This is a genomic window from Methylobacterium gregans (genome assembly GCF_022179245.1).
Classification (GTDB): Bacteria; Pseudomonadota; Alphaproteobacteria; order Rhizobiales; family Beijerinckiaceae; genus Methylobacterium; species Methylobacterium gregans.
Window position 1 is genome coordinate 1 of the sequence record NZ_BPQM01000025.1, and the last position, 21525, is coordinate 21525.

Consider the following 21525-nt stretch of genomic DNA (forward strand, 5'->3'; position numbering starts at 1 on the left):
TGTTGCCGGCGACCGCCTCCGCCTGCTCGCGGATCGCGTCCATGGCCTTGGCGGTGTCGGCGACCGCGCGCAGGCCCTGGCGCGAAGTCTGGGCGGTGGCCTGGGCGGTGGCGATGACCTCGCCGGCCCGCTTCGAGATCTGCGCGCCCGAATGCGTGATCTCGTCCACCGTCGCGGCGGTCTCCTGAACGGCGGCGAACTGCTCCTCGACGGAGGCCGCCTGCTCCTGCGCGGAGGCGCGGATCTCGGCGGCCGCCGCGTTGAGGTCGGCGGTCGCGGCGCGGTTGGTGCGGGCGAGCTCGGCCAGCCCCGAGACCATCTGGTTCAGCGTGCGGCTGAGCCGGGCGATCTCGTCGCTGCCGCGGTCGGGCAATTCGCCCGAGAGATCGCCCGAGCCGACCTTCTCCACGAAGCCCATCACCCGCTCCAGCGGCCGGACCACGGCCCGGCTGATCAGGATGGTCACGAGGATGCTGAGCAGGGCGCAGGCGGCGAGCGTTCCCAGGATCGACAGGCGGCTCGCCTCGTAGATGCCCTGCACGGTGCGCTGGCCCGTGGCGATGCCCTCGTCGAGCGTGTTGCGGTTCTGCTCGACGCCGCGGAGCACGCTCTCCTGGATGCGGTTGATGTCGGGATTGCGCGCCTCGATCGCGGCGGTGTCGCGCGCGGCGATCGCCGCGACCTGCGCCTCGCTGGCGGTGCGCAGCTGGCGGAACAGGCCGGCGGTATCCGCGGCGCCGAGCGCGAGCCGCTTCCAGATCGCGGCCCGCGCGGGCGTGAAGGCGGTTTCGGCGTAGCCCTCGGAGGAGCGGATCAGGGAGGCCAGCAGCGTCTCGGCCTCCCCCGCGGCTGTGCGCCAGCTGTCCAGCGCACGGTTGACCGCCTGCGCGTCGGTCTCGCGCGCGAGGACGGCGATCACCGCGTTGCGGCGCTGGAGCCCCATGTCGCGCGCCCTGTTGGCCAGGTCGTCGAGCTGGCGCGCCATCGAGAGATCGCGGGTGACGATCGCGTCGGTCGCCTCGCGCACCGCGCTGATCTGGCCGATGGCGTAGAGGCCCAGGGCGACGATCACCACCGTGATGGCGACGAAGCCGAGGAGGATCCGTTTTCCGATCGAGAGCGACAGCGAGGTCAAGGCGGCTTGCTCCGGAGCCGGTCGGTGGAGCCGACCGGCCTCTGGCGTCAGGGGAGGGCGCGCCGCAGGAGGCGCGGCAGGTCGAGGACGACGAAGTCGCCGCCCGCGGATTCGGCGGGGGCATAGCCCGAAACGGCCGCGCCGCCCATCCCGCCGGAGGACGGAGGCGACGGATCGGCTTCCGGGCGGGCGAGGTCCGCGTCGATCTCGCTCACGCCGATCACCCGGTCGACCGCGAGGGCGACGGGCACGGCGCCCGCGCGCAGGGCGACGAGGTGGCCGCTGGGAGCGGCGCCGGGCCCGGGCCGGCCCAGCGCGCGGGCGAGATCGAGCACGCTGACGATGCGGCCCGAGACCGCCGCGAGGCCGAGGAGCGCGGGCACCGCGCCGGGCACCGGCGTGCACGGGCGCATCGGCAGGACGCCGGCCGCCTCCTCGAGCGGCAGGCCGTAGCGCTCCGCGCCGCAGGCGCAGACGAGATAGGCGCGGCGTGCGGCAACCTCGGCCCGGCCCAGACCGCGCCGGGCCAGCGCCTCGGTTCGGGCCGCGCGCAAGGCACGGGCCCGCTCCGCGGCCTGATTCGCGGCTCGGCTCGCGGCCTGGCTCGTGGCTTGGCTCATGGCTTGGCTCGCCGCCCCGCCGGTGCTCTCCCTGGCCGTTCTGGTGCCCACCCGGCTCCCCACCTCGCTCATCGCCCGATGCCGTCCCGTGCCGCCTGCGCGCCGGCCGCGATCTCGGCGGCGGTCGCCCCGTCGCCCTCGCGGAGCACGGTCTCCGGCGGCAGGGCTTGGCTCAGCCGCAGCGCGTTGTCGAGGGCCCGCCGCGCCGCGTCGGCCCGCCCGAGGCCGGCGAGCAGCAGGCCGAGATGGTGGTGGGCCATGACGAAGCCGGGGTCGAGGTAGAGCGCCGCCCGGAAGGCGCGCTCGGCCTCCGCCTCGCGGCCGAGGCTCGCGGCGATCAGCCCCTCGTAGAAGCGCAGGCGCGGATCGGTCGGCCGCGCGGCGAGCGCGGCCCGAAGCGCGCGCCAGGCCGCGCCGCTCTCGCCCGCGTCGGCGCGCGCGCGGATCTCCGCGAGCACGGCCTCGGGATCCGTGTTTGGATCCATCCCGGCCTCGGGATCCGCCCCGATTTCGGGCGCGACTGCATCGACCGGCGAATCGTCCGGCGGCGGGACAGGCTCGCGCGCGTCCGGCTCCATGTCCTCGGGCGGGTGCCGCGCGGGGACTGCATCCGGGAGCACGTCAGGGATCGAACCGGGGATCGGCTCGGCCCGCGCGAGCGGCAGGTCCGGCAGGATCGGCGGCTGCCAGGGCTCAGGGGGCACCGTCTCCGGACGCGTCTCGCCCGGCCGGCGGTAGGCGACGGTGCCCGGCAGGCTCACCGCGTCGAGCCAGCCGCTGAAGGCGGGGTTCGGCTCGGCGTGGCCGATCAGCAGCCAGCCGCGGTCGCGCAGGCGGGCCCCGAAGGCGCGCATCAGCGCCGCCACGGTCTCGGCGTCGAAGTAGATCAGCACGTTGCGGCAGAGGATCAGGTCGAAGCCGTCGAGGTGCGGGGGCGCACGGCCCTCGATCAGTTCGAGCAGGTTGCGCCGCTCGAAGCGCACGAGGCGGCGATAGGCCTCGCGCAGGGCGTAGCCGCCCTCGCGCGCCGCGCCCGGCTGGGGCGGCACGGCGCGGAAGTAGCGCATCCGCTCCTCCGGGGGCGAGGTGCGCAGGGCCCAGCGCCCGTACTCGGCCGCCCGCGCCGTGGCGAGGGCCGCCGCGCTGATATCGGTCCCGAGGATCGTCACCTGCCAGTCGGGCAGCGCCGGCCCCAGCAGCTCGTGCACCAGGATCGCCAGGGAGTAGGGCTCGGCGCCGGTCGAGCAGCCGGCGCTCCAGATCCGCACATTGCGCTCGGCCGCGCGGGCGGCGAGGAGGTCCGGCAGGATGGTCTCGCGGAGCGCGGCGAATTGCTCGGCGTAGCGGAAGAAGAAGGTCTCGCCGATGGTGATCTCGGCCTCCAGCGCCGTCCACTCCTCCGGCGCCCGCTCCAGAAGGGCCGCGTAGGCGGCGGCGTCGGCCACGCCCAGCGCCCGGAAGCGGCGGCGCAGGCGGTCGGAGAGCAGGTCGTCCTTGTCGGCGTAGTAGTGGTGGCCGGTGCGCGCGATGATGCGCGCCTTCAGACCGGCATAGGCGGGATCGCCCGCGAGGCTGATCCGGGCATCGGTGGCGGCGGCCTGCCGCATGCCGTGGCGCGGCCTCAGGCGGCCGGCAGGGCGGCGAGGCGAGCGGCCGCCGCGCGGGCGGCAGCCTCGACCCGCATCCGCTCCTCGGCGCTCAGCAACCGGTCCGGATCGAGGGCGTGGACGAGGCGGTCCCCGCGCGCGATCGCGGCGGCGACGCAGCCGTTCAGACTCCGGGCCGGATCGACCGGCCGGAACGCGTCGGCCGCGACGGTGACGAGGTCGGTGACGCGGTCCACCAGATAGGCCAGCGCGCGGTCGCGACCGAGAACGATGTGGGCGTGCAGGCCCGGCTCCGGGGCCGCGTCGCGCAAGCCGAGGAGCTGGGCGAGGTCCACCACCGGCACCGCATCGCCGCCGAGATTGAGGAAACCCGCGAGCCAGGCCCCGCAGGACGGCGGCCGGAACAGGTCGGGCAGCGGCAGGATCTCGCCCGCCGCGGCGCGCGGCAGGGCGCAGGGCGTGCCCGCCACGTCGAGGAGGAGGTAGGCGCCGTCGGGCGCGGCGGGGGCGGTGACGGCGACGGACGAGACGGCCAAGGGAGCTCCGGCACGAGGAGGGCGGCATGGCCGGGCCCGGCTCGACCGTGCCCCGCCCGGTCGAGATAGGTCGCTCGCTCCGGCAGCGCAATTCGGAGGGCCGGCGCGACGGGTCCGGCGGCGGATTCGGCAGGGTGTCCGGGACCAACCGGAACTTGCCGGAAACTTGACCTGGAAACTCGACCCCGAAACTTGGCAGGCGCGGGCGGAACTTGCCGTGAAGGACAGGGTTCCTTGAGGGGTTTCGGCGCGGCGGCGCATTGCACGCGCCCCGTTGTCGCGCCGTTTTCCCAGAATCGTACCGGGAGTTTCCAGTCGATGACCAAGACCAAGCTTCTGCTCGCCGCCTCGCTCACCCTGCTGGCGGGCTCCGCCTTCGCGCAGGGCGGCTCGCCCTACAACGCCTCAGGCTCGCAGGCCGGCGGCCCGCTCGGCGGCCTGGAGCGTCGCTCGGGCGCTCCCGGCGGCGCGCCCGCGGTGGCCCCGGGCGCCGTCGACCCGTCGGTGGCCCCGGCCCCCGCTCCCCGCAAGCGGACCATGAAGAAGCGCCGCAGCCATCGCAGCCGGTAATCCGCATCGCCCGTCTCGCGCCTCCCGGCACGGGACGGGCTCCGACGCCCGGTCGCGCCCGCTGCACCGCACACGGCGTTAAGCATCCGCTAACCATGCCCGCGACAGACCGAGCCCCGTGACGGGAACGGGCATGGCACCGCGTTGATGGCACCGGGTTACGAGATCGCGCTCTGGCTCGAAGGGCTGGGCCTTGCCGGCCTCGCCATCGGTCTCTGGCGCCTGCGCGCCGAGGAAGCGGCCCGGGTCCACGCCCTGAGAAAGGTGCTGCGCACGGGATCCGACCCGCGCATCGTGGCCGGCACTCGCCCCAGGGCGGACCGGACCCGGATGGTCCCGCACGTGACGGGCCGGAGCGGGATGCGCTCCGGGACCGTGCCCAGCGCGGCGGCCCACGCCCTGGCGCGCGCCTTCGCGCGCGGGGCTTAATCGGCCCGCGTCAGCGCAGCAGGGCGTCGAGGCCGCTGCCGCAGAGCACGACCAGCGTCAGCGTCACGAGGAACTTCAGGTCTTCGAATCTGCTCATGATCGGCTCTGGTGTCTCGAATTGGGCCGCGCTCTCTCGGCGATATTTAACGATCGCGCATTGCAGGGCATTTGCGCGACTCGTTTCACGACCTGTTAAGATCTGCGGCACGGTTTCCACAGTTCGCCATTAACGAAACGTGAATGCGTTATGATCCGGCGGACGCAACATTAACCGTGCGGCGCCGCACGGTCCGGCAGCGTCCGGGAGCCGTTCGGGCCCGACCGCGTTGGGGGAGCGCCGCCCGCGGGCGGCGTCCTGGGAGACCGCCCGATGCGCAACCTGCTGCTTCTCGTCATCCTCGTCGGCGCGGGCTTCGTGCTCGTCGGCATGTACGTCGCCCCGAACCAGCCCGAGCTGCGGACGTGGTACCGCGACAACGCCTGCCAGCACCTCGACAAGATCAGCCCCGAGATCTGCGCCCCGATCCGCCGGGCGGACGGCGGCGCGCGCCTTTGAGCGTGGCCGCGCTTCGGCGAGCGCTGGACTGGACCTTCCGCAGCCGGGTCGACGGCCGGATCACCGTCGGGCAATGGCCGAACCTGCCGCTCTGGCTGTTCATCGGCCTGACCGCGGCCGGGTTCGCGCTCGATCCGGCGGGCGCGCCCGGCCGCGCGGTGCGGGCAGGCGCCCTGCTCTGCCTCGCCTGGTGGGCGCTCGACGAGGTGGTCCGCGGGGTCAACCCGTGGCGGCGGTTTCTCGGAGCCGCAGTGCTGGTGGGTGGAGTGGTGATGTGGGGAAGCCCATGATCGGAAGCTCGCAGCAGAGGTGGGTAAATTTTTCCTATTTCTGTCTTAAAGCACGAGCTAAAGCATTGAAATCATGAACCCATGCGATGGCACGTCCCTTGCCACCTCTATTAAAAGGAGGTGCATCATAGGCACAGGCGTAACCATCAGCGGCAAAACTTTCCAGCTTCTGGATATCCCCGCGACGGCCTTGAAAAAAGCAGACGGAGAACTTGATATCTTCAAGTCTCTCAAGAATGGGTCTACCTCGACAGAGGCAAGCCCCCCAAGGCCGAGCCACAAACCTTACGCCACCATTCAGAGGGATGGGGCAGCGATCGCAACTCTCTATGAAAGCGGCTTTCTGATCACGGCCGGCAATATCGCACCACCCGCTGATCTCGCTAGGGGCGAGGCCGGCACTGCTCTAGCCGATCAGCGCATCCGCCAGATGCTCGCCCTACACGGCGGGACCGTGGTCTACGCGCAAGACGTCCAGGCGCGGAACGCGGCCGCGCAGGCAGCGAGCCTGTTCACCGCGCAGCTCTCCGGCCAAGCGTCCGCCTAGAAGGCCTCTACAGATCCGCCGAGCGCCGGGACAATTCGGCCCGCAATTGCCGGGCGATGTCCTGAAGCGCCCCGTCGCGGCGGATGCGGGGCCGGGGTAGGTCGATGCGCACCTCCGCGGCGATGCGGCCGGGGGGGCCTGCGATCACCACGACGCGGTCGGCGATGGTCACCGCCTCGTCGATGTCGTGGGTGACGAACAGCACCGTCTTGCCCGTCTCCTGGGTGATGCGCTGCAACTCGTCCTGCAGGCCCTCGCGGGTGAAGCTGTCGAGTGCCGAGAAGGGCTCGTCCATCAGCAGAACGTCAGGCTCGACGGCGAGCGCGCGGGCGATGGCGACGCGCTGGCGCTGGCCGCCCGAGAGCTGGTGCGGCCAGCGCCCGCCGAACTCCGCGAGGCCGACCAGGGCCAGCATCGCCCGCGCGCGCCCCCGGCGCTCCGCCCGGGACAGGCCGGCCCCCTCGAGGCCGAAGGCGACGTTGTCGATCACCCGCCGCCAGGGCAGCAGCCGCGCGTCCTGGAACACCATCGCCATCGGGGTGCGGGCCTCGGGACGGGCGTGCACGTCCATGCGGCCGGCGCTCGGGCGGCTCAGGCCCATCAGCACCCGCAGCAGGGTCGACTTGCCGACCCCGGACTCGCCCACGATGACCAGCACCTCGCCGCGAACCACGTCGAGGTCGAGGGCGTCGAGGATCACGTTGCGCCGCTCGCCGTCGCCGTAGGCGAGGCTGAGGCCCCTGATGTCGATGATCGTGTCCGGCATCTCAGGCCCGCCAGCGCAGGAGCCAGCCCTGGAGGGCGACGAAGGCCGTGTCGAACAGCCCGTAGAGCCCCGCCATGGTCAGCATGTAGACCACGACGATGTCGGTGGAGAGGAGCGAGGAGGCCTGCATCATGCGCTGGCCGACGCCCTCCACGCCGAAGATCTCGGCGGCCACCACCGCCATCCAGGCCTGGCCGAGCGCCGTGCGCAGGCCGACGAGGATGCCCGGAGTGGCGGCCGGCAGCAGGATCTTGACGAGGCGCTGAAGGGGCCCCCGGAAGCCGAAGGCCTGCGCCACCTCGACGAGGTCGCGGTCGACGCCCCGCACCGCCCCTTGCGTGGCGAAGAACACGATCCAGAACACCCCGACCGCGATGATGAACACCGCCGCCGAGGACTCGACGCCGAACCAGATGATCGCGAAGGGCACCCAGGCGAGGCCCGGGATCGGCCGCAGCAGCCGCACCACCCAGGCGGTCGCCGCCTCGAAGCCGCGCGACATGCCGGCGACCAGCCCGAGCCCGATCCCGGCACCCGCGCCGCAGGCCAGCCCCACCACGTAGTGGCTGAGGCTCGACAGCACCGCCGCCGTCCAGACGCCGAGCGCGACCTCCCGCCCGAAGGCGGCCGGGATCGTGCTGGGCGGGGGCAGGAAGGCCGGGTTGATCAGGCCGAGCCGGGGCGCGGCCTCCCAGATGCCCAGGAAGACCGCCAGCCCCGCCGCGGCGAGCAGCGTCGCGCGGAAACGGTTCATCGCGCCGGCTGCGCCGCCTTCTCGTAGTAGGCCGGCACGAACAGGCCATCGACCGGCACCGCCTTGTCGAGGGTGCCGATGCTGACCTGATAGTCCTGCATCGCCTTCGTGGCCTCCACGATCACCCGCGGGTCGGCGGTGAACTTGGCGGCCGGCGAGGTGATGGCCCGGCGGATGGTGGCGACGTCCGTGATCCCCTTGCCGAGCGCCTGCTCGACGGCGGGCGCCGCGCGGTCGGGATCGGTCTTCAGGGTCTGGGTCGCCTTGACGAGCGCGTCCACGAGCCCCTGCACCGCGGCCGGGTTCTTGTCGGCGAAGGCGCCCGAGACCGCCACCACGGTGCCCGGCTGGTCGGGGAACATCTCGGCGCCCGTGGCGATCAGCTTGATGGCCGGGTTGCGGCTCTGGACGATGGTCAGCGCCGGTTCGCGGATCGAGGCGCCGTCGACCGCCCCGGCGAGCAGCGCCTGCTGGGTCGCGTCGATGCCCATGGCGACCACCTGCACGTCCGCCTTGTCGGCCTTGGCGACCTGCCAGAGCCAGTGCTGCAGCGTGGTGTTGGGCACCGAGCCCGGGGGCTGCGTGGCGAGCCGGGCGGGGCGGTTCTCCTTGGCCTTGAACTGGCGCAGCGCCTCGGCCTTGTCCGGGGCGGAGTCGAAGTAGGGGGCGAGCTTGGGGCCAGCCACGAACACCATCTCCTCCACGGCGGTGGCGGCGACGACCCGCACGTCGATGCCCTTCGAGCGGGCGACCGCCAGCGGCGCGATGCCCGCGACGTAGACGTCGATGGTGCCCGAGGCCAGCGCCTGGATCATGTTCGGGCCGGACTCGAAGGTGGTGAAGGTGGGGGTCAACCCCGCCTGCTTCAGCCCGCCCTCGCGGTCGGCGACGAAGACCGGCGCGGCGCCGATCACCGGGATCACGCCGATGCGCACGGGGACGGCACTCTGCGCGAGCGCCTGAGCGGAGAAGAGGGCGGCCGCGGCGAGCGTGGCCAGGGCGGTGAGCGCCGAGCGCATGGGCGAGGTCCGTTCGTGACGATTGCGCGCCCCATGCCACAGGCACGGGCGCGTGCAAACCGCAGAGGCCCGAAAACCTAACCTCGATCAACCGGCCCGATCAACAAATCGAGATTTCACAACAAAAAACGCCCTCGACGCCGGCGATCACTAGCAAGGTCGAAGACTTTCTCCTACGCGATCCGGCCATTTTCAGAATTCTTTTTCCGGCATGGTCGCCATGATCAGTCTCGCCTGTCTCGCCAGTGGCGTGGGTCTCGCCGCCCTGTCCCTGCGCCAACCGGACCGGGCGGCCATCCTGGAGCGCTGGAGCGGCATCTGCCTTCTGGCCGGGCTCGGCCTGCTCGGCTTTGCCCTGCAGGGAGGCCGCTGACACGACGACGGATCGGGCGCCGGGTTGGCGCCTCGATGCGGGAACGCCCTCGGGTGCGACCCGTTGTCAGGCGGCTGCGGGACGAGACGTCCCGCGACGCAACCGATCCGGATACGATAAGGAAGTTCCGCCATGAGCCTTCTCGGAAAGATCGTCAGCAAGATCCTGCACCCGTTCGGCGGCGGCAGCGCGGAAGCCGCTCCCTCCGACACGAGCAACCCGACCTCGACGGCGACCACGGGCAGCACCGGCTCGGGCGGCGCCGCGGCCCCTTCGGGCGGCAGTGCCCAGGGCGGCGAGAAGGTCGATGTCGAGCAGGTGCTCAACGACATGGCTGCCAAGAACCCGCAGCAGCTGAACTGGCGCACCTCGATCGTCGACCTGATGAAGCTGCTCGACCTCGATTCGAGCCTCACCGCCCGCAAGCAGCTCGCCGACGAGCTGCACTACACCGGCGACAAGGACGACTCGGCCACGATGAACGTCTGGCTGCACAAGCAGGTGATCAAGAAGCTCGAAGAGAACGGCGGCAAGGTGCCGGCCGACCTGAAGGATTGACCACATCATCTACCCTCCCCCCTCTGCGGGGGAGGGTGGCACCCAAAGGGTGACGGGAGAGGGGAGCGACGGTGCAGAACAGTGCTCGGCATCGACGCTGCGCTCGCGCCTGAAGCGTCGCCCCTCTCCCGCCTCGCTCCGCTCGGCACCCTCCCCCGCAGAGGGGGGAGGGTTCAGGTGGTCACGCCGCCAGCGCCGGCTTCGCGTGGCGGGCGTAGAGGAATTCCAGCACCTCCGCCCGGCAATGGACGTAGGTCTGGTCCTCGACGAGCTCCAGCCGGCGGCGGGGCCGGGCGAGCGGCACGGGCAGGATCTCGCCGATCGTCGCGGAGGGCCCGTTGGTCATCATCACGATCCGGTCCGAGAGCAGCACCGCCTCGTCCACGTCGTGGGTGATCATGATGACGGTGTTCTTGAGCCGCACCTGGATCTCCATGAGCTGATCCTGGAGATGCGCCCGGGTCAGAGCGTCGAGCGCACCGAAGGGCTCGTCCATCAGCAGCACGGTCGGCTCCATGGCGAGCGCGCGGGCGATGCCGACGCGCTGCTTCATGCCGCCCGAGATCTCGTTCGGGCGCTTCTCGGCCGCGTGCATCATGTTGACGAGGGCGAGGTTGTGCTCGACCCAGGCCGCGCGCTCGGACCGCGACTTCTTCTTCGCCAGCACCTTGTCGACGGCGAGCGCCACGTTCTCGCGCACCGTCAGCCAGGGCAGGAGCGAGTGGTTCTGGAACACCACCGCCCGCTCCGGGCCGGGCGCCGAGACCTCCCGGCCGTCGAGCAGCACGCAGCCGGTCGAGGCCTTGAGGAGGCCGGCCACGATGTTGAGCACCGTGGACTTGCCGCAGCCCGAATGCCCGATGATCGAGACGAACTCGCCCTTGTCGAGCTTCAGGTTCACGTCGCGGAGCACCTCGGTGGTCTTTCCGCCGCGGGTGAAGCTGATGCCGACCTGCGAGAGGTCGAGATGTGCGGTTGCCATGTCGTGCGCCCTCCCTCAGGCCGCGCTGGTGCCGCGGGTGACGAGGCTGCCTGCCGCCGCCACCAGCCGGTCGAGGATGAAGCCGATCACGCCGACATAGACGAGCGCGACGATGATCTCGGAGATGTGGGACGAGTTCCAGGCATCCCAGATGAAGAAGCCGATGCCGACGCCGCCGATCAGCATCTCGGCCGCCACGATGGCGAGCCAGGACAGGCCGACGCCGATGCGCAGGCCGGTGAAGATGTAGGGGGCGGCCGACGGCAGCATCACCTTCAGGAAGAACTCGGCCGGGTTCAGCCGGATCACCGCGGCGACGTTGCGGTAATCCTGCGGGATGTTCCGGATGCCGACCGCGGTGTTGATGATGATCGGCCAGATCGAGGTGATGAAGATCACGAAGATCGCCGAGGGCTGGCCGTCCCGGAAGGCGGCGAGCGAGAGCGGCAGCCAGGCGAGCGGCGGGATCGTGCGCAGCACCTGGAAGATCGGATCGAGGCCGCGCATCGCCCACTCGGACTGGCCGACCAGGGTGCCGAGCATCACGCCGGCCACGACCGCGAGGAAGAAGCCGAGCGCCACGCGCTGCAGGCTGGCGAGGATGTGCCAGAACAGGCCCTTGTCGGTGCCGCCGTTGTCGAAGAACGGGTCCGAGATGATCGGCCAGGCCTCCGACAGCACCCGCGAGGGCGGGGGCAGGCCGGCGGTCGGGCGCGAGCAGGCGACCTCCCAGAACAGCAGGAAGGCCGCCAGCACGACGAGCGGCGGGATCACCCGGGCGCCGAGCGCCCGGAGACCCTTGCCCGTGACGCGGGGCAGGCGGCGGGACTTGACCGCGGCACTGTCGCGCGCGGCCGTGCCCAGGGTAGCGGAGGTGGCGGCCATCAGGCGATCCTCTTGATGCCGAGGCTGGCGAGGTAGGCGGCGGGGTCGGCGGGGTCGAAGACCTTGCCGTCGAAGAAGGTCTCCTTGCCGCGGGACGTCGTGGCCGGCACGTCGGTGACGCCGAGCGCCTTGGCGGCCTCGCGCCAGATGTCCTCGCGGTTCACCTTGGCGATGAGCGCCTTGGTATCGGTGTTCGCCTCGAACTTGCCCCAGCGGATGTCCTCGGTGAGGAACCAGAGGTCGTGGGACTGGAACGGGTAGGAGGCGTGGTCCTTCCAGAACTTCATCACGAAGGGGCTGTTCTCGACGACGCGCCCGTCGCCGTAATCGATCGTGCCCTTGATGCGGCCGGCCACGTCCCCGACCGGGACGTTCATCCACTGGCGCTTGGCGGCGATCTGCGCGACCTCGTCCTTGTTCTCGGGACGGTCGCACCAGGCCTGCGCTTCCAGCACCGCCATGGTCAGGGCCTTCGTGGCGTTCGGGTACTTCTCGACGTAGGCGGCGCGGAGCGCGAAGGCCTTCTCGGGATGGTCCTTCCAGAGCTCGCCGGTGGTGAGCGCGGTGTAGCCCAGCCCCTGCTGCACGAGTTGCGCGTTCCACGGCTCGCCGACGCAGAAGGCGTCCATCGTGCCGACCTTCATGTTCGCCACCATCTGGGGCGGGGGCACCACGATGGTCTCGATGTCCTTGTCGGGGTCGATGCCGCCGGCGGCGAGCCAGTAGCGGATCCAGAGGTCGTGGGTGCCGCCCGGGAAGGTCATGGCGGCCTTCACGGACTTGCCCGCGGCCTTCTTCTTCTCGGTGGCGGTGCGGAAGACCTTGGAGTCGAGCGCGACCTTGGCGTCGAGATACTCCTTGGCGACCGAGATGCACTGCCCGTTGGTGTTGAGGCGCGCCAGGATCTGCATCGGCACCGGCACGTTGTTCTGCGTCACGCGACCGGCCGAGATCAGGTAGGGCATCGGCGTGAGGATGTGGGCACCGTCGATGCCGTTGCCCTCGGAGCCGAGCACGAGGTTGTCGCGGGTCGTGCCCCAAGAAGCCTGCTTCAGCACCTCGACATCGGGCATGCCGTGCTTGGCGAAGAAGCCCTTCTCCTTGGCGACGAAGAGCGGGCTCGCGTCCGTGAGCGCGATGAAGCCGAGCTTGGCCCCCTTCACCTCCGGCCCCGCGCCTTGCGCGAAGGCGCCGCCGGGCAGGGCCAGCCGCGCGGCGGCGGTCAATGACAGGGCTGCGGCCGCGCCCTTGAGGACGCTGCGCCGGGTCTTCGACTCGCCGTTCTGCATGAAACCTGCCCCGATAGAAGAGAGTGCCGACCGCCGATCCGCGCAGCGATGCACACCGCCGGCCGCAGCCCTGAGGCGCGGGACGGGAGGGATCGCGACAGCGGCGTTGCTGGCGGAGAGCGGGGCCGTCGCCGTTGACGGACACGCAGACGTGAGCAGGTTCCGTGCCAATGCGAGATCGCGGCCCGTCTCGTGCGCGGGCGCGCGGACGGCTGGGCCGGCGGCCCGCAACCGGATTGTGCACGCCTGAAAAAGCGGCAACTTGAGCCGCGACGGGCCCGTTTCGGGCGCGACGCGCCCCGCGCTTGGGCAGATTCGGCAAAGGATCCGGCTGTCGAGGGCACGTCACGGTGGCCCTTGCCCCGTCCTTGCCCCGCCCTGCTACGCTGCGCCGCACCCGGAGGACCATCCGGATCATCTCGCACTGCAAAATAGTGCCGGAGCGCTGGGCAAACCGGGTCGTCTGCACTACGGCGAGCGCGTCCTCCGTGCAGACCGCGTCCCATGCTCCAGACCACACCCACTCCGCCGGCCTCGGCCCGCCGCATCCTGACGGCGAGCTTCGTCGGCACGGCGATCGAGTTCTACGATTTCTACATCTACGCCACCGCCGCCGCGCTGGTGATCGGGCCAGTCTTCTTCCCGCCCGGCGAGCCCGGCGTGCAGCTGCTCGCGGCCTTCGCGACCTTCGCCATCGCCTTCCTGGCGCGGCCGATCGGGGCGGCGCTCTTCGGGCATTTCGGCGACCGCATCGGCCGCAAGGCGACCCTGGTCGCCTCGCTGATGATCATGGGCGTCTCGACGGTGCTGATCGGCTGCCTGCCGACCTACGCCACCGCCGGCTGGCTGGCGCCGGCCGCGCTCTGCATCCTGCGCTTCGGGCAGGGGCTCGGCTTCGGCGGCGAGTGGGGCGGGGCGGCGCTGCTGGCCGTCGAGAACGCGCCGCCGGGCCGACGCGCGTGGTACGGCATCTTCCCGCAGCTCGGCGCGCCGGTCGGCTTCATCCTGGCCAATACCTGCTTCCTGGCGCTGAGCTTCGGCCTCTCGCCGGAGGCCTTCCAGAGCTGGGGCTGGCGCCTGCCGTTCCTGGCCTCGGCGGTGCTCGTCGGCGTCGGCCTCTACGTGCGCCTCGCGCTCACCGAGACCCCCGCCTTCAAGGCGGCGCTCGCCCGGGCCGAGCCCGAGAAGGTGCCGCTCGCCACCGTCGTCACGCAGCACACGCGGGCGACCCTGCTCGGCACCTTCGCGATGGTGGCCTGCTACGCGGTGTTCTACCTCTCGACCGTGTTCGCGCTGGGCTACGGCACGTCCACGCTCGGCTACTCGCGGCCGACCTTCCTGCTCTTCGAGTGCATCGCCGTCTGCTTCATGGGCCTCGGCATCCCGCTCTCGGGGCTCGCCGCGGACCGGTTCGGGCGGCGCCCCGTGGTGATGTCGGGCACGGTGTTCACGATGCTGCTGGGGCTGCTGCTCGGGCCGATGCTGGGCTCGGGGTCGTGGCCGCTGGTGCTCGGCTTCCTATGTCTCGGGCTGTTCGCGATGGGCTGGATCTTCGGACCGATGGGCGCGCTGCTGCCGGAGCTGTTCCCGACCCGGGTGCGCTACACGGGCGCCTCCGTGACCTACAACCTCGCGGGGATCATCGGCGCCTCGGCGGCGCCCTACCTCGCCCAGAGCCTCGTGGCGATGGGCGGCATCGCCTGGGTGGGGGCCTATCTGGGGATCGCGGCCGCGATGAGCTTCGTCGCGGTGCTCTTGATGCCGGAGACGGCCCGGCAGGCGGTGTAGCGCCGAAACTCTCCCTCCCCCTTTCCGGGGGAGGGAGATGACGAGTTCTCAGTACGGACGGGTGCGGTGGTTCGGCGAGCCGTAGCGGCGACGCAGCCAGGAGACGACGCGGGGAAGCAGGAAGGCGAGCAGCAGCTTGCGCATGAGGGCCTCATCAACGGTTCGTGATGCCGGGCCAATGCGGGAGCGGCTTGTCCGTTCCACTCAGAGTTCGAGAGCCAGCGTCACGGGCACGTGGTCGGAGGGGCGCTCCCAGGCGCGGGTCTCGCGCGAGACGGTGACGCTGCGCACCGTCCCGGCCAGATCCGGCGAGACCCAGGCGTGGTCGAGGCGCCGCCCCTTGTTGGCGAGCTCCCAGTTCGGCGAGCGGTAGCTCCACCACGTGTAGATCTTCTCCGGCTCGGGCGTGAGGTGGCGCGCCGTGTCGATCCAGCCGGCCTCAGCTCTCAGGGTCTCCAACGCCTCGGTCTCGCCGGGGGTGTGGCTCACCACGTCGAGGAGTTGCTTGTGCGACCAGACGTCGTGCTCCAGCGGCGCCACGTTGAGGTCGCCGACGAGGATCGCCGGGCCGGAGACGCGCCGCCCGCCCCAGGCACGGAGTTCGGCCAGGAAGTCGAGCTTGTGGGCGAATTTCGGGTTGAGGTTGCGGTCCGGCACGTCGCCGCCCGCCGGCACGTAGAAATCGTGCAGCACGATCCCCGCGGCCGGCCCCGCCTCGCGCCCCAGCACCGCCGAGATGTGGCGGGCGTCCGGGCGCTCGCAGAAGCCCATCATCTCGGGGCTGAGGAGCGGGAAGCGCGAGAGGATCGCGACGCCGTTGTAGCCCTTCTGGCCCGAGAACACGACGTTCTCGTAGCCGGTGCCGGCGAAGGCCTTCAGGGGGAAGAGCTCGTTCGGGCACTTCGTCTCCTGCAGGCAGAGGACGTCGGGTTGGTTCTCGCTGAGGAAGCGCAGCACGGAATCGATGCGCAGACGCACCGAATTGATATTCCAGGTGGTGACGGTGAAGCGCACGCGATCAGGGTCCCGAACCGGTCGGAGAAGGGCGCGGCCTCGATAGCCGATTTGGCGGACCGGCACAGCGCGTCCGTGTCGCAGGCGCCCGAAATGCCGTGCACCGGCCCCGGGAAGGCGGTATGGGCGCGCTCCGCCGCCCGAGACCCCAGCCCCGTGCCCTCCCTCCGCTCCGTCTGCTTCAACGCCTACTGGGCGGCCTGGACCGCCCTGTTCCTCGCGCCGCTGCTCGCCTTCGCGGCGAGCGGCGCGCCCGCCCGGCCGATCCGCGCCGCGACCCGGCTCTGGGCGCGCGGCATCCTGTTCGGGCTCCGGGGGATCGTCGGCCTGCGCTACGTCGAGGAGGGCCGCGAGCGGATCCCGGCCGAGCCCTGCCTGATCGTGGCCAACCACCAGTCCGCCTGGGAGACCCTGGCCTTCCTGGTCCTGGTGCCGGACGTGGCGATCATCGCCAAGCGCGAGCTCGTCGCGATCCCCGTGGTCGGCTGGTTCCTGCGCCGCTCGCCGATGATCATCATCGACCGCGCCAACGGTACCCAGGCCCTGCGCACCATGATCGAGGAGAGCCGCGCGGCGGTGGCGGCCGGCCGCTCGGTGCTGATCTTTCCCGAGGGCACCCGCAGCGCCTTCGGGGCGCCGGTGCAGTTCAAGCGCGGGGCCGAGCTGCTCTACGGCAAGCTCGGCCTGCCGGTGCTGCCGGTGGCGGTCAATTCCGGCCTGTACTGGCCGAGCGGTTCGCTCAGCCGGCCCGGGACCGTGGTGGTGAGCTACCTCGCGCCGCTGGCGGCCGGCCTCTCGGCCGCCGCCTTCATGGAGGGGACCGAGCGGGCGATCGACCGGGAGCTCGACCGCTGGCGCCCGACGGCCGCAGCGGCCTGAGGCAGGGCCGCTGACCCGTTCGACAGCGGCTTCAGCCGGGCCTGGCGGCTACCGCGCGGCCCGGCTGGCTGCTCTCCCTCAGGGGTTCTGCGACTGCTTGATGCGCTCAGCCATCGCCTTGTCCTCGGCGCGGCCGTAATTGATGAAGAACAGCGACCCGTCGACGGCCTTGCCCCGCTGCAGGTTCGAGAGCTGCACCGTGGTCAGGTAGCCCTGCGGGTCGGTGATCCGCCACTGCGACAGGGTCTTCATCTCGGCGTCGAAGTAGAGCTGGATCTTCGAGGTGCCGCCGAGCGTCGCCCGGTCCTCCAGCGCGATGCGGATGCCGCCCGGCTCGTTGACCACCTCGGTCACCGTGAGGTCGCGGGCGAGGTCGATCTTCTCGCGCAGCAGGAATTTCAGCGGCGTCTGGGCGATGAAGTAGAGGTCCTGCGTGCCGAGCTTGCGGTCGCGCACGGCGACCGACTGGCCGTCGGCCACCACCTCCAGCGGCGAGGGCTGGTCGTAGTCGAAGCGCAGGCGGCCCGGCTTCACGAGGCTGAGCTTGCCGCCGATCCGGCGCCCGTCCGCCGAGATCTGCATGAAGCTGCCGGTGAGGGTGTTGAGCCCGTTGAAGTAGGCGTTGGCCTGGGCGAGCACGGTGGCAGGATCCGCCTGCTCCAGCGCGGCCGGGATCGCCGCGGGCGCGCCGACCGCCGCGACCTTCTCGGAGGCGGGCGCCTTGGCCTCGGCCGGGCCGGGCTTGCCCTTGATGCTGCCGGTCTTCTCGTTGGCCGCCTTCGCCGCGTCCTTGTGCTCCTTGGCGTCCTTGCCCGCCTGGGGCTTGGGCGCCGCCTTCTTGGGCGCGGGAGCCGGAGGAGCCGCCTCGGGCACCGGCTCGGGGGCGGGCGCCGGCTGCTCCTTGCGGCCGAACAGGCTGTCGAGGAAGTTGCCGACCTGCGCCTCGGCCGGCGCGGCGGCGCCGAGCCAGGCCGCGAGGACGAGAAGCGACACGGCGGCGGGGCTGGTGCGGCGGCCGATCATCGTGGGGCTGTCTCCTCGTGGCGCGGTCGCCGGATGCGGGGCTTGGCGGGCGGGCCCGCTTAGAGCCCGCCCCTGTGGCGAAGATGCGACGCGCGTCGCGGATCCGCCCGGCCGGGGCCGGGCGGACGGGGCTTCTCAGTCCTCGTCGTCCATCGCGGCGGCGCCGAGCGGGTGCGCCATCGCGTTGCCGATGCCCGTGCCCGCGAAGTGGCCGGCGTCGACCAGGATCTCGCGCTTTCCCGCGTGGTTGGCCGGGCCGACGATGCCCTCGATCTCCATCCGCTCCATCAGCGAGGCGGCGCGGTTGTAGCCGATCTGCAGGCGGCGCTGGATGTAGCTGGTCGAGGCCTTCTGGTCCCGCAGCACCACCTGGATCGCCTGCTCGTAGAGCTCGCCGGCCTCGCCCCCGACCGCCGCCGCGAAGGCGCCGACGTCGAAGACCGGAGCGTCCTCCTCGCGTTCCTCCGCGGCCGGAGCCGCGGCCTTCGCGCCGCGGGAGCCCTTGGCGGGCGCCTCCTCGGGGGAATCGTCCGCCGTGACGGCGTCGAGGTAGGCCGGCCGGCCCTGGCGCTTGAGGTGGGCCACCACGCTCTCGACCTCGGCATCCGAGCAGAACGGGCCGTGCACGCGCGTCGTGCGGCCGCCGCCGGCCATGAACAGCATGTCGCCCTGGCCGAGCAGCTGCTCGGCGCCCATCTCGCCCAGGATCGTGCGCGAGTCGATCTTGCTCGTCACCTGGAAGGAGATCCGGGTCGGGAAGTTCGCCTTGATGGTGCCGGTGATCACGTCCACCGAGGGACGCTGGGTCGCCATGATCAGGTGGATGCCCGCCGCCCGCGCCATCTGCGCGAGGCGCTGGATCGCCCCCTCGATGTCCTTGCCGGCCACCATCATCAGGTCGGCCATCTCGTCCACCACGATCACGATGTAGGGGAGCGGCGACAGGTCCATCGCCTCCTCCTCGAACACCGCCTCGCCGGTGTGGCGGTCGAAGCCCGTCTGCACCGTGCGGGTGATGGTCTCGCCGCGCTCGCGGGCCTCCTTCATCCGGGCGTTGTAGCCGTCGATGTTGCGGACCGCGATCTTGGACATCTTCTTGTAGCGCTCCTCCATCTCGCGCACGGCCCATTTGAGGGCGATCACCGCCTTCTTGGGGTCGATGACGACGGGGGAGAGCAGGTGCGGGATGCCGTCGTAGACGGAGAGCTCCAGCATCTTGGGATCGACCATGATCAGGCGGCACTCCTCCGGCTTCATCCGGTAGAGGAGCGACAGGATCATGGTGTTGATGGCCACCGACTTGCCCGAACCGGTGGTGCCGGCCACCAGCAGGTGCGGCATGCGGGCGAGGTCCGCGATGATCGGCTCGCCGCCGATGTTCTTGCCCAGGCACAGGGCCAGCTTGTGCTTCGTCTCCGCGAAGTCCGGCGCGCAGAGAAGCTCGCGCAGGTAGACCGTCTCGCGGGTCTCGTTCGGCAACTCGATGCCGATGACGTTGCGGCCGGGCACGACCGCGACGCGGGCCGAGACCGCCGACATCGAGCGCGCGATGTCGTCCGACAGGCCGATGACACGGGACGACTTGGTGCCGGGCGCCGGCTCCAGCTCGTAGAGGGTCACGACCGGGCCGGGACGCACGGCCAGGATGTCGCCGCGCACGCCGAAATCCTGGACCGTCTGCTGCAGGTTGAGGGCGTTCTGCTCCAGCACGTCGGCATCGACCTCCTCGCTGCCGCCGGGGGCGGGCAGGGCGAGGAGTTCGAGGGCGGGCAGCTGGTAGTCGGCATTCGCGAAGGCCGCGACCTCGAGGTGGCGCCCGGCCGGGATCAGGTGCGGGCGCACCACGGCCGGCACGTTCACCGGGGCCTGGGCCGGAACGGGGAGGGGGGGCGGCTCGGCCGTGACGCCCTGCTCGGTCTCGGCCGGGAAGGGGAGGGGGGCTTCCGCGGCCTCGGGTTCGGCCGCCTCGGCGATCTCCTCGACCGGTTCGGGGGCCGGGGCCGCCCGGCCGCGCAACAGGACGGGACGCGCCGGGATCGGCACCACGACGGGCGCGGGGGCCTCGGCCGCGACCGGGAGGGGCGCCTGGAACGCGGCGGGCTCGAAGGCGGCAACCTCGGCGGGCGCCGGAACCGGCTCCGGCGCGCCCGGCTGGCGGGCCGGGCGGATGGCGGCGCGGGCGGCCATCGCCGACAGGGCCGGCCGGAGGGGGCGCGGCGCCGGGGCGGGCTCGGCGACCGTGATCTCGGCCGGCGTCTCGACCGCGATCTCCGCCAGCACGGCGGCGTCGCTCGGGCCGGCCGGGGCGGGCGTCTCGGGACCGAAGACCAGCGTCAGAGCCGGGCGCGGCGGCAGGAAGGCGGCAGCAGCGGCCGCCGCGGCCGCAGCCGCCGCCTCTTGGGCGGCGCGGGCGCTGGCATTGTCCTGCAGGTCGGCCGGGCGCGGCGGCATGTCGAAGCGAACCAGCCGGTCGAGCACGTAGACGGGCTTCGGCGGCAGCGAGCGCAGGTGCGAGATGTCGACCGGCACCGCGACGTAGGGCGCGGTCTCGCCTGCGGCAGACTCGGAGACCGGCTCGGAGGTCGGCTCGGCGTCGGGGGCGGTCTCCGCGGGCGTCTGCGCGGCGTCGAGCGCGGCCCAGGCCTCGGCCGCCGAGAAGGCGTCGTCGCTGCCGAACCAGGGCTGCACGCCCGACCAGTCGGGCAGGTCCGAGAAGTCGCCGGCCTCGGGGACAGGCGCGCTGCAGCTCTCCGCGACGAGGGACGACGCGACGACGGCCGGTTCGGCGAACGCCGGCTCGACGGTGCCCGGCATCGCCTCGGCGTCGGTCAGGACGGTTTCGGCGGCCGTCGCCTGCAGGGCCTCGTCGGCCGCGTGCGCCTCCGCCGACAGCTCGACGCTCGGGCGGGCCGGGCGCCGGTCGGGGGTGCGGAAGTAGCGCACGCCCTCGGACGCCACGAAGGGCTGGCGCCAGAGGGGCACGGGCGGACCGGCGGCGAGGCGCGCCGCCTCCGCGGCGGCCTGCTCGGCCTCGCGGCGCTCGGCCTCCTCGGCGGCGGCGCGGCGCTCGGCCTCGGCGCGCTCGATCGCGGCCCGGGCATCCGCCTGGGCCTGGAGGGCGGCCTGCGCCTCGGCGCGGGCGCGCTCCAAGGCGGCGCGCTCGGCCTCCAGCGCCCGCTGGCGGCGCTCCTGCAGCACGGCGTCGGGGGTGCGGGTGAAGCGCACGGCCGAGGGCTGGGGCAGGGCGGAGGCGGGCGCCGCGGCAGGCGCGGTCGCGTAGGCGTCGGCCGGCACGCCCTCGGGCGCGATCGCGGCCGGGCGGCGAGGCTGGCGCACCAGCACGCCCGGCGTCGAGGCGGCGTGATCGATGCGGCTCTCGTGGCGCGGCAGCGGCGGCTCGAAGCCGGCGCGGTCGTCGAAGACGTGGTCGGGCCAGCCCTGCGGCTCGGCCTGTCGCCGGGCCGCCTCAGGCCTGCCGAAGCCGCCCGCCTCGTCGGCACCGAACGGCACCTCCGGCGCACCGAAACGCGTCTCCGGTCCGCCGAAAGGCGCCAACTCGGGCTGCAGGACGCGCGGCATCGGCACCTGGGGATCTTGGCCGCGGCCCAGCATGGCGTTCGGCGGGGTGGCCCAGCTCTGGGCGGCGCTCTGCCCCTGGCGCGGCAGGTTGTAGCCGGGATGGCGCGGCGCCCCGCCGAGGCGGCGCGTCAGGCTCTGGCGGAGCGACATCAGCCGGTGCGCGAGCGCGCCGAGCGAGAGGCCCGGGCGGTCGACGCCGCGGCCGGGGCGGGAGGGGTCGCGGTGTGAGTAGGGGGGCCGTCCCGATGCGCGCATGAGAGCTTCTGTTACTCGAAACAGGGCTTCCGCCCGGGGGAGGGCGGCTCGTCCCCGAGTTAGGCGCGTCG

At 72.1% G+C, this 21525-nt stretch carries 22 protein-coding genes; 8 read left to right on the forward strand and 14 right to left on the reverse strand.

The annotated features are described in order from the left end of the window. The 4 genes from MFF54_RS05470 to MFF54_RS05485 all read right to left on the reverse strand — a co-directional run. A partial coding sequence (locus tag MFF54_RS05470; RefSeq protein WP_238301682.1) for a HAMP domain-containing protein occupies positions 1–1126 on the reverse strand: 1126 nt, incomplete at its 3' end. A gap of 56 nt (positions 1127–1182) precedes the next feature. Then, complete coding sequence (locus MFF54_RS05475; RefSeq protein ID WP_238301610.1) at positions 1183–1755, reverse strand: chemotaxis protein CheW; 573 nt, start codon at positions 1753–1755, stop codon at positions 1183–1185. A 68-nt stretch (positions 1756–1823) separates the two neighbouring features. Beyond that, positions 1824–3362 (reverse strand): CheR family methyltransferase, encoded by a 1539-nt coding sequence (locus tag MFF54_RS05480; protein WP_238301611.1) that lies wholly within the window; start codon positions 3360–3362, stop codon positions 1824–1826. A 14-nt stretch (positions 3363–3376) separates the two neighbouring features. Continuing rightward, complete coding sequence (locus MFF54_RS05485; RefSeq protein WP_238301612.1) at positions 3377–3898, reverse strand: chemotaxis protein CheW; 522 nt, start codon at positions 3896–3898, stop codon at positions 3377–3379. 318 nt (positions 3899–4216) lie between these two features. Here MFF54_RS05485 and MFF54_RS05490 point away from each other — a divergent pair, with 318 nt between their 5' ends. Next, the gene (locus tag MFF54_RS05490) at positions 4217–4468 is read left to right on the forward strand and encodes a hypothetical protein (protein ID WP_238301613.1); all 252 of its coding nucleotides are present in this window, start codon (positions 4217–4219) and stop codon (positions 4466–4468) included. A 147-nt stretch (positions 4469–4615) separates the two neighbouring features. After that, positions 4616–4897 (forward strand): hypothetical protein, encoded by a 282-nt coding sequence (locus tag MFF54_RS05495; RefSeq protein ID WP_238301614.1) that lies wholly within the window; start codon positions 4616–4618, stop codon positions 4895–4897. A 10-nt stretch (positions 4898–4907) separates the two neighbouring features. Here the strand turns inward: MFF54_RS05495 and MFF54_RS05500 are convergent, their stop codons facing one another. Beyond that, positions 4908–5105: a hypothetical protein gene (locus tag MFF54_RS05500; RefSeq protein WP_238301615.1), complete on the reverse strand. Its 198-nt coding sequence runs from the start codon at positions 5103–5105 to the stop codon at positions 4908–4910. Positions 5106–5267: 162 nt separating this feature from the next. On the opposite strand from MFF54_RS05500, the gene MFF54_RS05505 reads away from it, so the two are divergent. After that, the gene (locus MFF54_RS05505) at positions 5268–5453 is read left to right on the forward strand and encodes a hypothetical protein (protein WP_238301616.1); all 186 of its coding nucleotides are present in this window, start codon (positions 5268–5270) and stop codon (positions 5451–5453) included. 2 nt (positions 5454–5455) lie between these two features. Next, positions 5456–5743, forward strand: coding sequence for a hypothetical protein (locus tag MFF54_RS05510; RefSeq protein WP_238301617.1), 288 nt, complete (start codon positions 5456–5458; stop codon positions 5741–5743). 554 nt (positions 5744–6297) lie between these two features. Here the strand turns inward: MFF54_RS05510 and MFF54_RS05515 are convergent. From MFF54_RS05515 to MFF54_RS05525, 3 genes are read right to left on the reverse strand one after another with little or no spacing between them, the layout of a single operon-like run. Then, positions 6298–7056: an ABC transporter ATP-binding protein gene (locus MFF54_RS05515; protein WP_238301618.1), complete on the reverse strand. Its 759-nt coding sequence runs from the start codon at positions 7054–7056 to the stop codon at positions 6298–6300. Between the two features lies 1 nt (position 7057). Continuing rightward, positions 7058–7810, reverse strand: coding sequence for an ABC transporter permease (locus MFF54_RS05520; protein WP_238301619.1), 753 nt, complete (start codon positions 7808–7810; stop codon positions 7058–7060). Next, the gene (locus MFF54_RS05525; protein WP_238301620.1) at positions 7807–8829 is read right to left on the reverse strand and encodes an ABC transporter substrate-binding protein; all 1023 of its coding nucleotides are present in this window, start codon (positions 8827–8829) and stop codon (positions 7807–7809) included. Before MFF54_RS05525 ends, MFF54_RS05520 begins: the two co-directional genes overlap by 4 nt. A gap of 211 nt (positions 8830–9040) precedes the next feature. Here MFF54_RS05525 and MFF54_RS05530 point away from each other — a divergent pair, with 211 nt between their 5' ends. Further along, positions 9041–9202 (forward strand): hypothetical protein, encoded by a 162-nt coding sequence (locus MFF54_RS05530; RefSeq protein WP_238301621.1) that lies wholly within the window; start codon positions 9041–9043, stop codon positions 9200–9202. Positions 9203–9334: 132 nt separating this feature from the next. After that, a complete protein-coding gene (locus MFF54_RS05535) occupies positions 9335–9760 on the forward strand; it encodes a DUF3597 domain-containing protein (RefSeq protein ID WP_238301622.1) in 426 nt (141 codons plus the stop codon). 181 nt (positions 9761–9941) lie between these two features. Here the strand turns inward: MFF54_RS05535 and MFF54_RS05540 are convergent, their stop codons facing one another. From MFF54_RS05540 to MFF54_RS05550, 3 genes are read right to left on the reverse strand one after another with little or no spacing between them, the layout of a single operon-like run. Then, the gene (locus MFF54_RS05540) at positions 9942–10742 is read right to left on the reverse strand and encodes an ABC transporter ATP-binding protein (protein ID WP_238301623.1); all 801 of its coding nucleotides are present in this window, start codon (positions 10740–10742) and stop codon (positions 9942–9944) included. Positions 10743–10757: 15 nt separating this feature from the next. Next, entirely contained in the window at positions 10758–11627 is an 870-nt protein-coding gene (gene ntrB / locus MFF54_RS05545) for a nitrate ABC transporter permease (RefSeq protein WP_238301624.1), read from the reverse strand. Next, positions 11627–12916 (reverse strand): CmpA/NrtA family ABC transporter substrate-binding protein, encoded by a 1290-nt coding sequence (locus MFF54_RS05550; RefSeq protein ID WP_238301625.1) that lies wholly within the window; start codon positions 12914–12916, stop codon positions 11627–11629. Before MFF54_RS05550 ends, ntrB begins: the two co-directional genes overlap by 1 nt. Before the next feature lie 504 nt (positions 12917–13420). Here MFF54_RS05550 and MFF54_RS05555 point away from each other — a divergent pair. Continuing rightward, positions 13421–14704, forward strand: coding sequence for an MFS transporter (locus tag MFF54_RS05555; protein WP_238301626.1), 1284 nt, complete (start codon positions 13421–13423; stop codon positions 14702–14704). Between the two features lie 204 nt (positions 14705–14908). Here the strand turns inward: MFF54_RS05555 and xth are convergent, their stop codons facing one another. Then, positions 14909–15718 carry an exodeoxyribonuclease III gene (gene xth, locus MFF54_RS05560; protein ID WP_238301627.1) on the reverse strand — a complete coding sequence of 270 codons (810 nt, stop codon included), beginning with the start codon at positions 15716–15718 and terminating at the stop codon, positions 14909–14911. A 156-nt stretch (positions 15719–15874) separates the two neighbouring features. On the opposite strand from xth, the gene MFF54_RS05565 reads away from it, so the two are divergent. Then, positions 15875–16597, forward strand: a complete 723-nt coding sequence (locus tag MFF54_RS05565; protein ID WP_238301628.1) for a lysophospholipid acyltransferase family protein — start codon at positions 15875–15877, stop codon at positions 16595–16597. Between the two features lie 78 nt (positions 16598–16675). On the opposite strand, the gene MFF54_RS05570 is transcribed toward MFF54_RS05565, so the two are convergent. Next, a complete protein-coding gene (locus MFF54_RS05570) occupies positions 16676–17620 on the reverse strand; it encodes an outer-membrane lipoprotein carrier protein LolA (RefSeq protein WP_238301629.1) in 945 nt (314 codons plus the stop codon). A 135-nt stretch (positions 17621–17755) separates the two neighbouring features. After that, positions 17756–21454 (reverse strand): DNA translocase FtsK, encoded by a 3699-nt coding sequence (locus MFF54_RS05575; protein WP_238301630.1) that lies wholly within the window; start codon positions 21452–21454, stop codon positions 17756–17758. Positions 21455–21525 lie beyond the last annotated feature (71 nt).

What these genes read in the sequence shown, in the direction of transcription:
- MFF54_RS05535 (WP_238301622.1), top strand. Translation starts at nt 9,335, where the DNA reads ATGAGCCTTCTCGGAAAGATCGTCAGCAAGATCCTGCACCCGTTCGGC.
- MFF54_RS05525 (WP_238301620.1), bottom strand. Translation starts at nt 8,829, where the DNA reads ATGCGCTCGGCGCTCACCGCCCTGGCCACGCTCGCCGCGGCCGCCCTC.
- MFF54_RS05540 (WP_238301623.1), bottom strand. Translation starts at nt 10,742, where the DNA reads ATGGCAACCGCACATCTCGACCTCTCGCAGGTCGGCATCAGCTTCACC.
- MFF54_RS05505 (WP_238301616.1), top strand. Translation starts at nt 5,268, where the DNA reads ATGCGCAACCTGCTGCTTCTCGTCATCCTCGTCGGCGCGGGCTTCGTG.
- MFF54_RS05555 (WP_238301626.1), top strand. Translation starts at nt 13,421, where the DNA reads ATGCTCCAGACCACACCCACTCCGCCGGCCTCGGCCCGCCGCATCCTG.
- MFF54_RS05495 (WP_238301614.1), top strand. Translation starts at nt 4,616, where the DNA reads ATGGCACCGGGTTACGAGATCGCGCTCTGGCTCGAAGGGCTGGGCCTT.
- MFF54_RS05515 (WP_238301618.1), bottom strand. Translation starts at nt 7,056, where the DNA reads ATGCCGGACACGATCATCGACATCAGGGGCCTCAGCCTCGCCTACGGC.
- MFF54_RS05520 (WP_238301619.1), bottom strand. Translation starts at nt 7,810, where the DNA reads ATGAACCGTTTCCGCGCGACGCTGCTCGCCGCGGCGGGGCTGGCGGTC.
- MFF54_RS05575 (WP_238301630.1), bottom strand. Translation starts at nt 21,454, where the DNA reads ATGCGCGCATCGGGACGGCCCCCCTACTCACACCGCGACCCCTCCCGC.
- MFF54_RS05490 (WP_238301613.1), top strand. Translation starts at nt 4,217, where the DNA reads ATGACCAAGACCAAGCTTCTGCTCGCCGCCTCGCTCACCCTGCTGGCG.
- MFF54_RS05475 (WP_238301610.1), bottom strand. Translation starts at nt 1,755, where the DNA reads ATGAGCCAAGCCACGAGCCAGGCCGCGAGCCGAGCCGCGAATCAGGCC.
- MFF54_RS05570 (WP_238301629.1), bottom strand. Translation starts at nt 17,620, where the DNA reads ATGATCGGCCGCCGCACCAGCCCCGCCGCCGTGTCGCTTCTCGTCCTC.
- ntrB (WP_238301624.1), bottom strand. Translation starts at nt 11,627, where the DNA reads ATGGCCGCCACCTCCGCTACCCTGGGCACGGCCGCGCGCGACAGTGCC.
- MFF54_RS05550 (WP_238301625.1), bottom strand. Translation starts at nt 12,916, where the DNA reads ATGCAGAACGGCGAGTCGAAGACCCGGCGCAGCGTCCTCAAGGGCGCG.
- MFF54_RS05530 (WP_238301621.1), top strand. Translation starts at nt 9,041, where the DNA reads ATGGTCGCCATGATCAGTCTCGCCTGTCTCGCCAGTGGCGTGGGTCTC.
- MFF54_RS05480 (WP_238301611.1), bottom strand. Translation starts at nt 3,362, where the DNA reads ATGCGGCAGGCCGCCGCCACCGATGCCCGGATCAGCCTCGCGGGCGAT.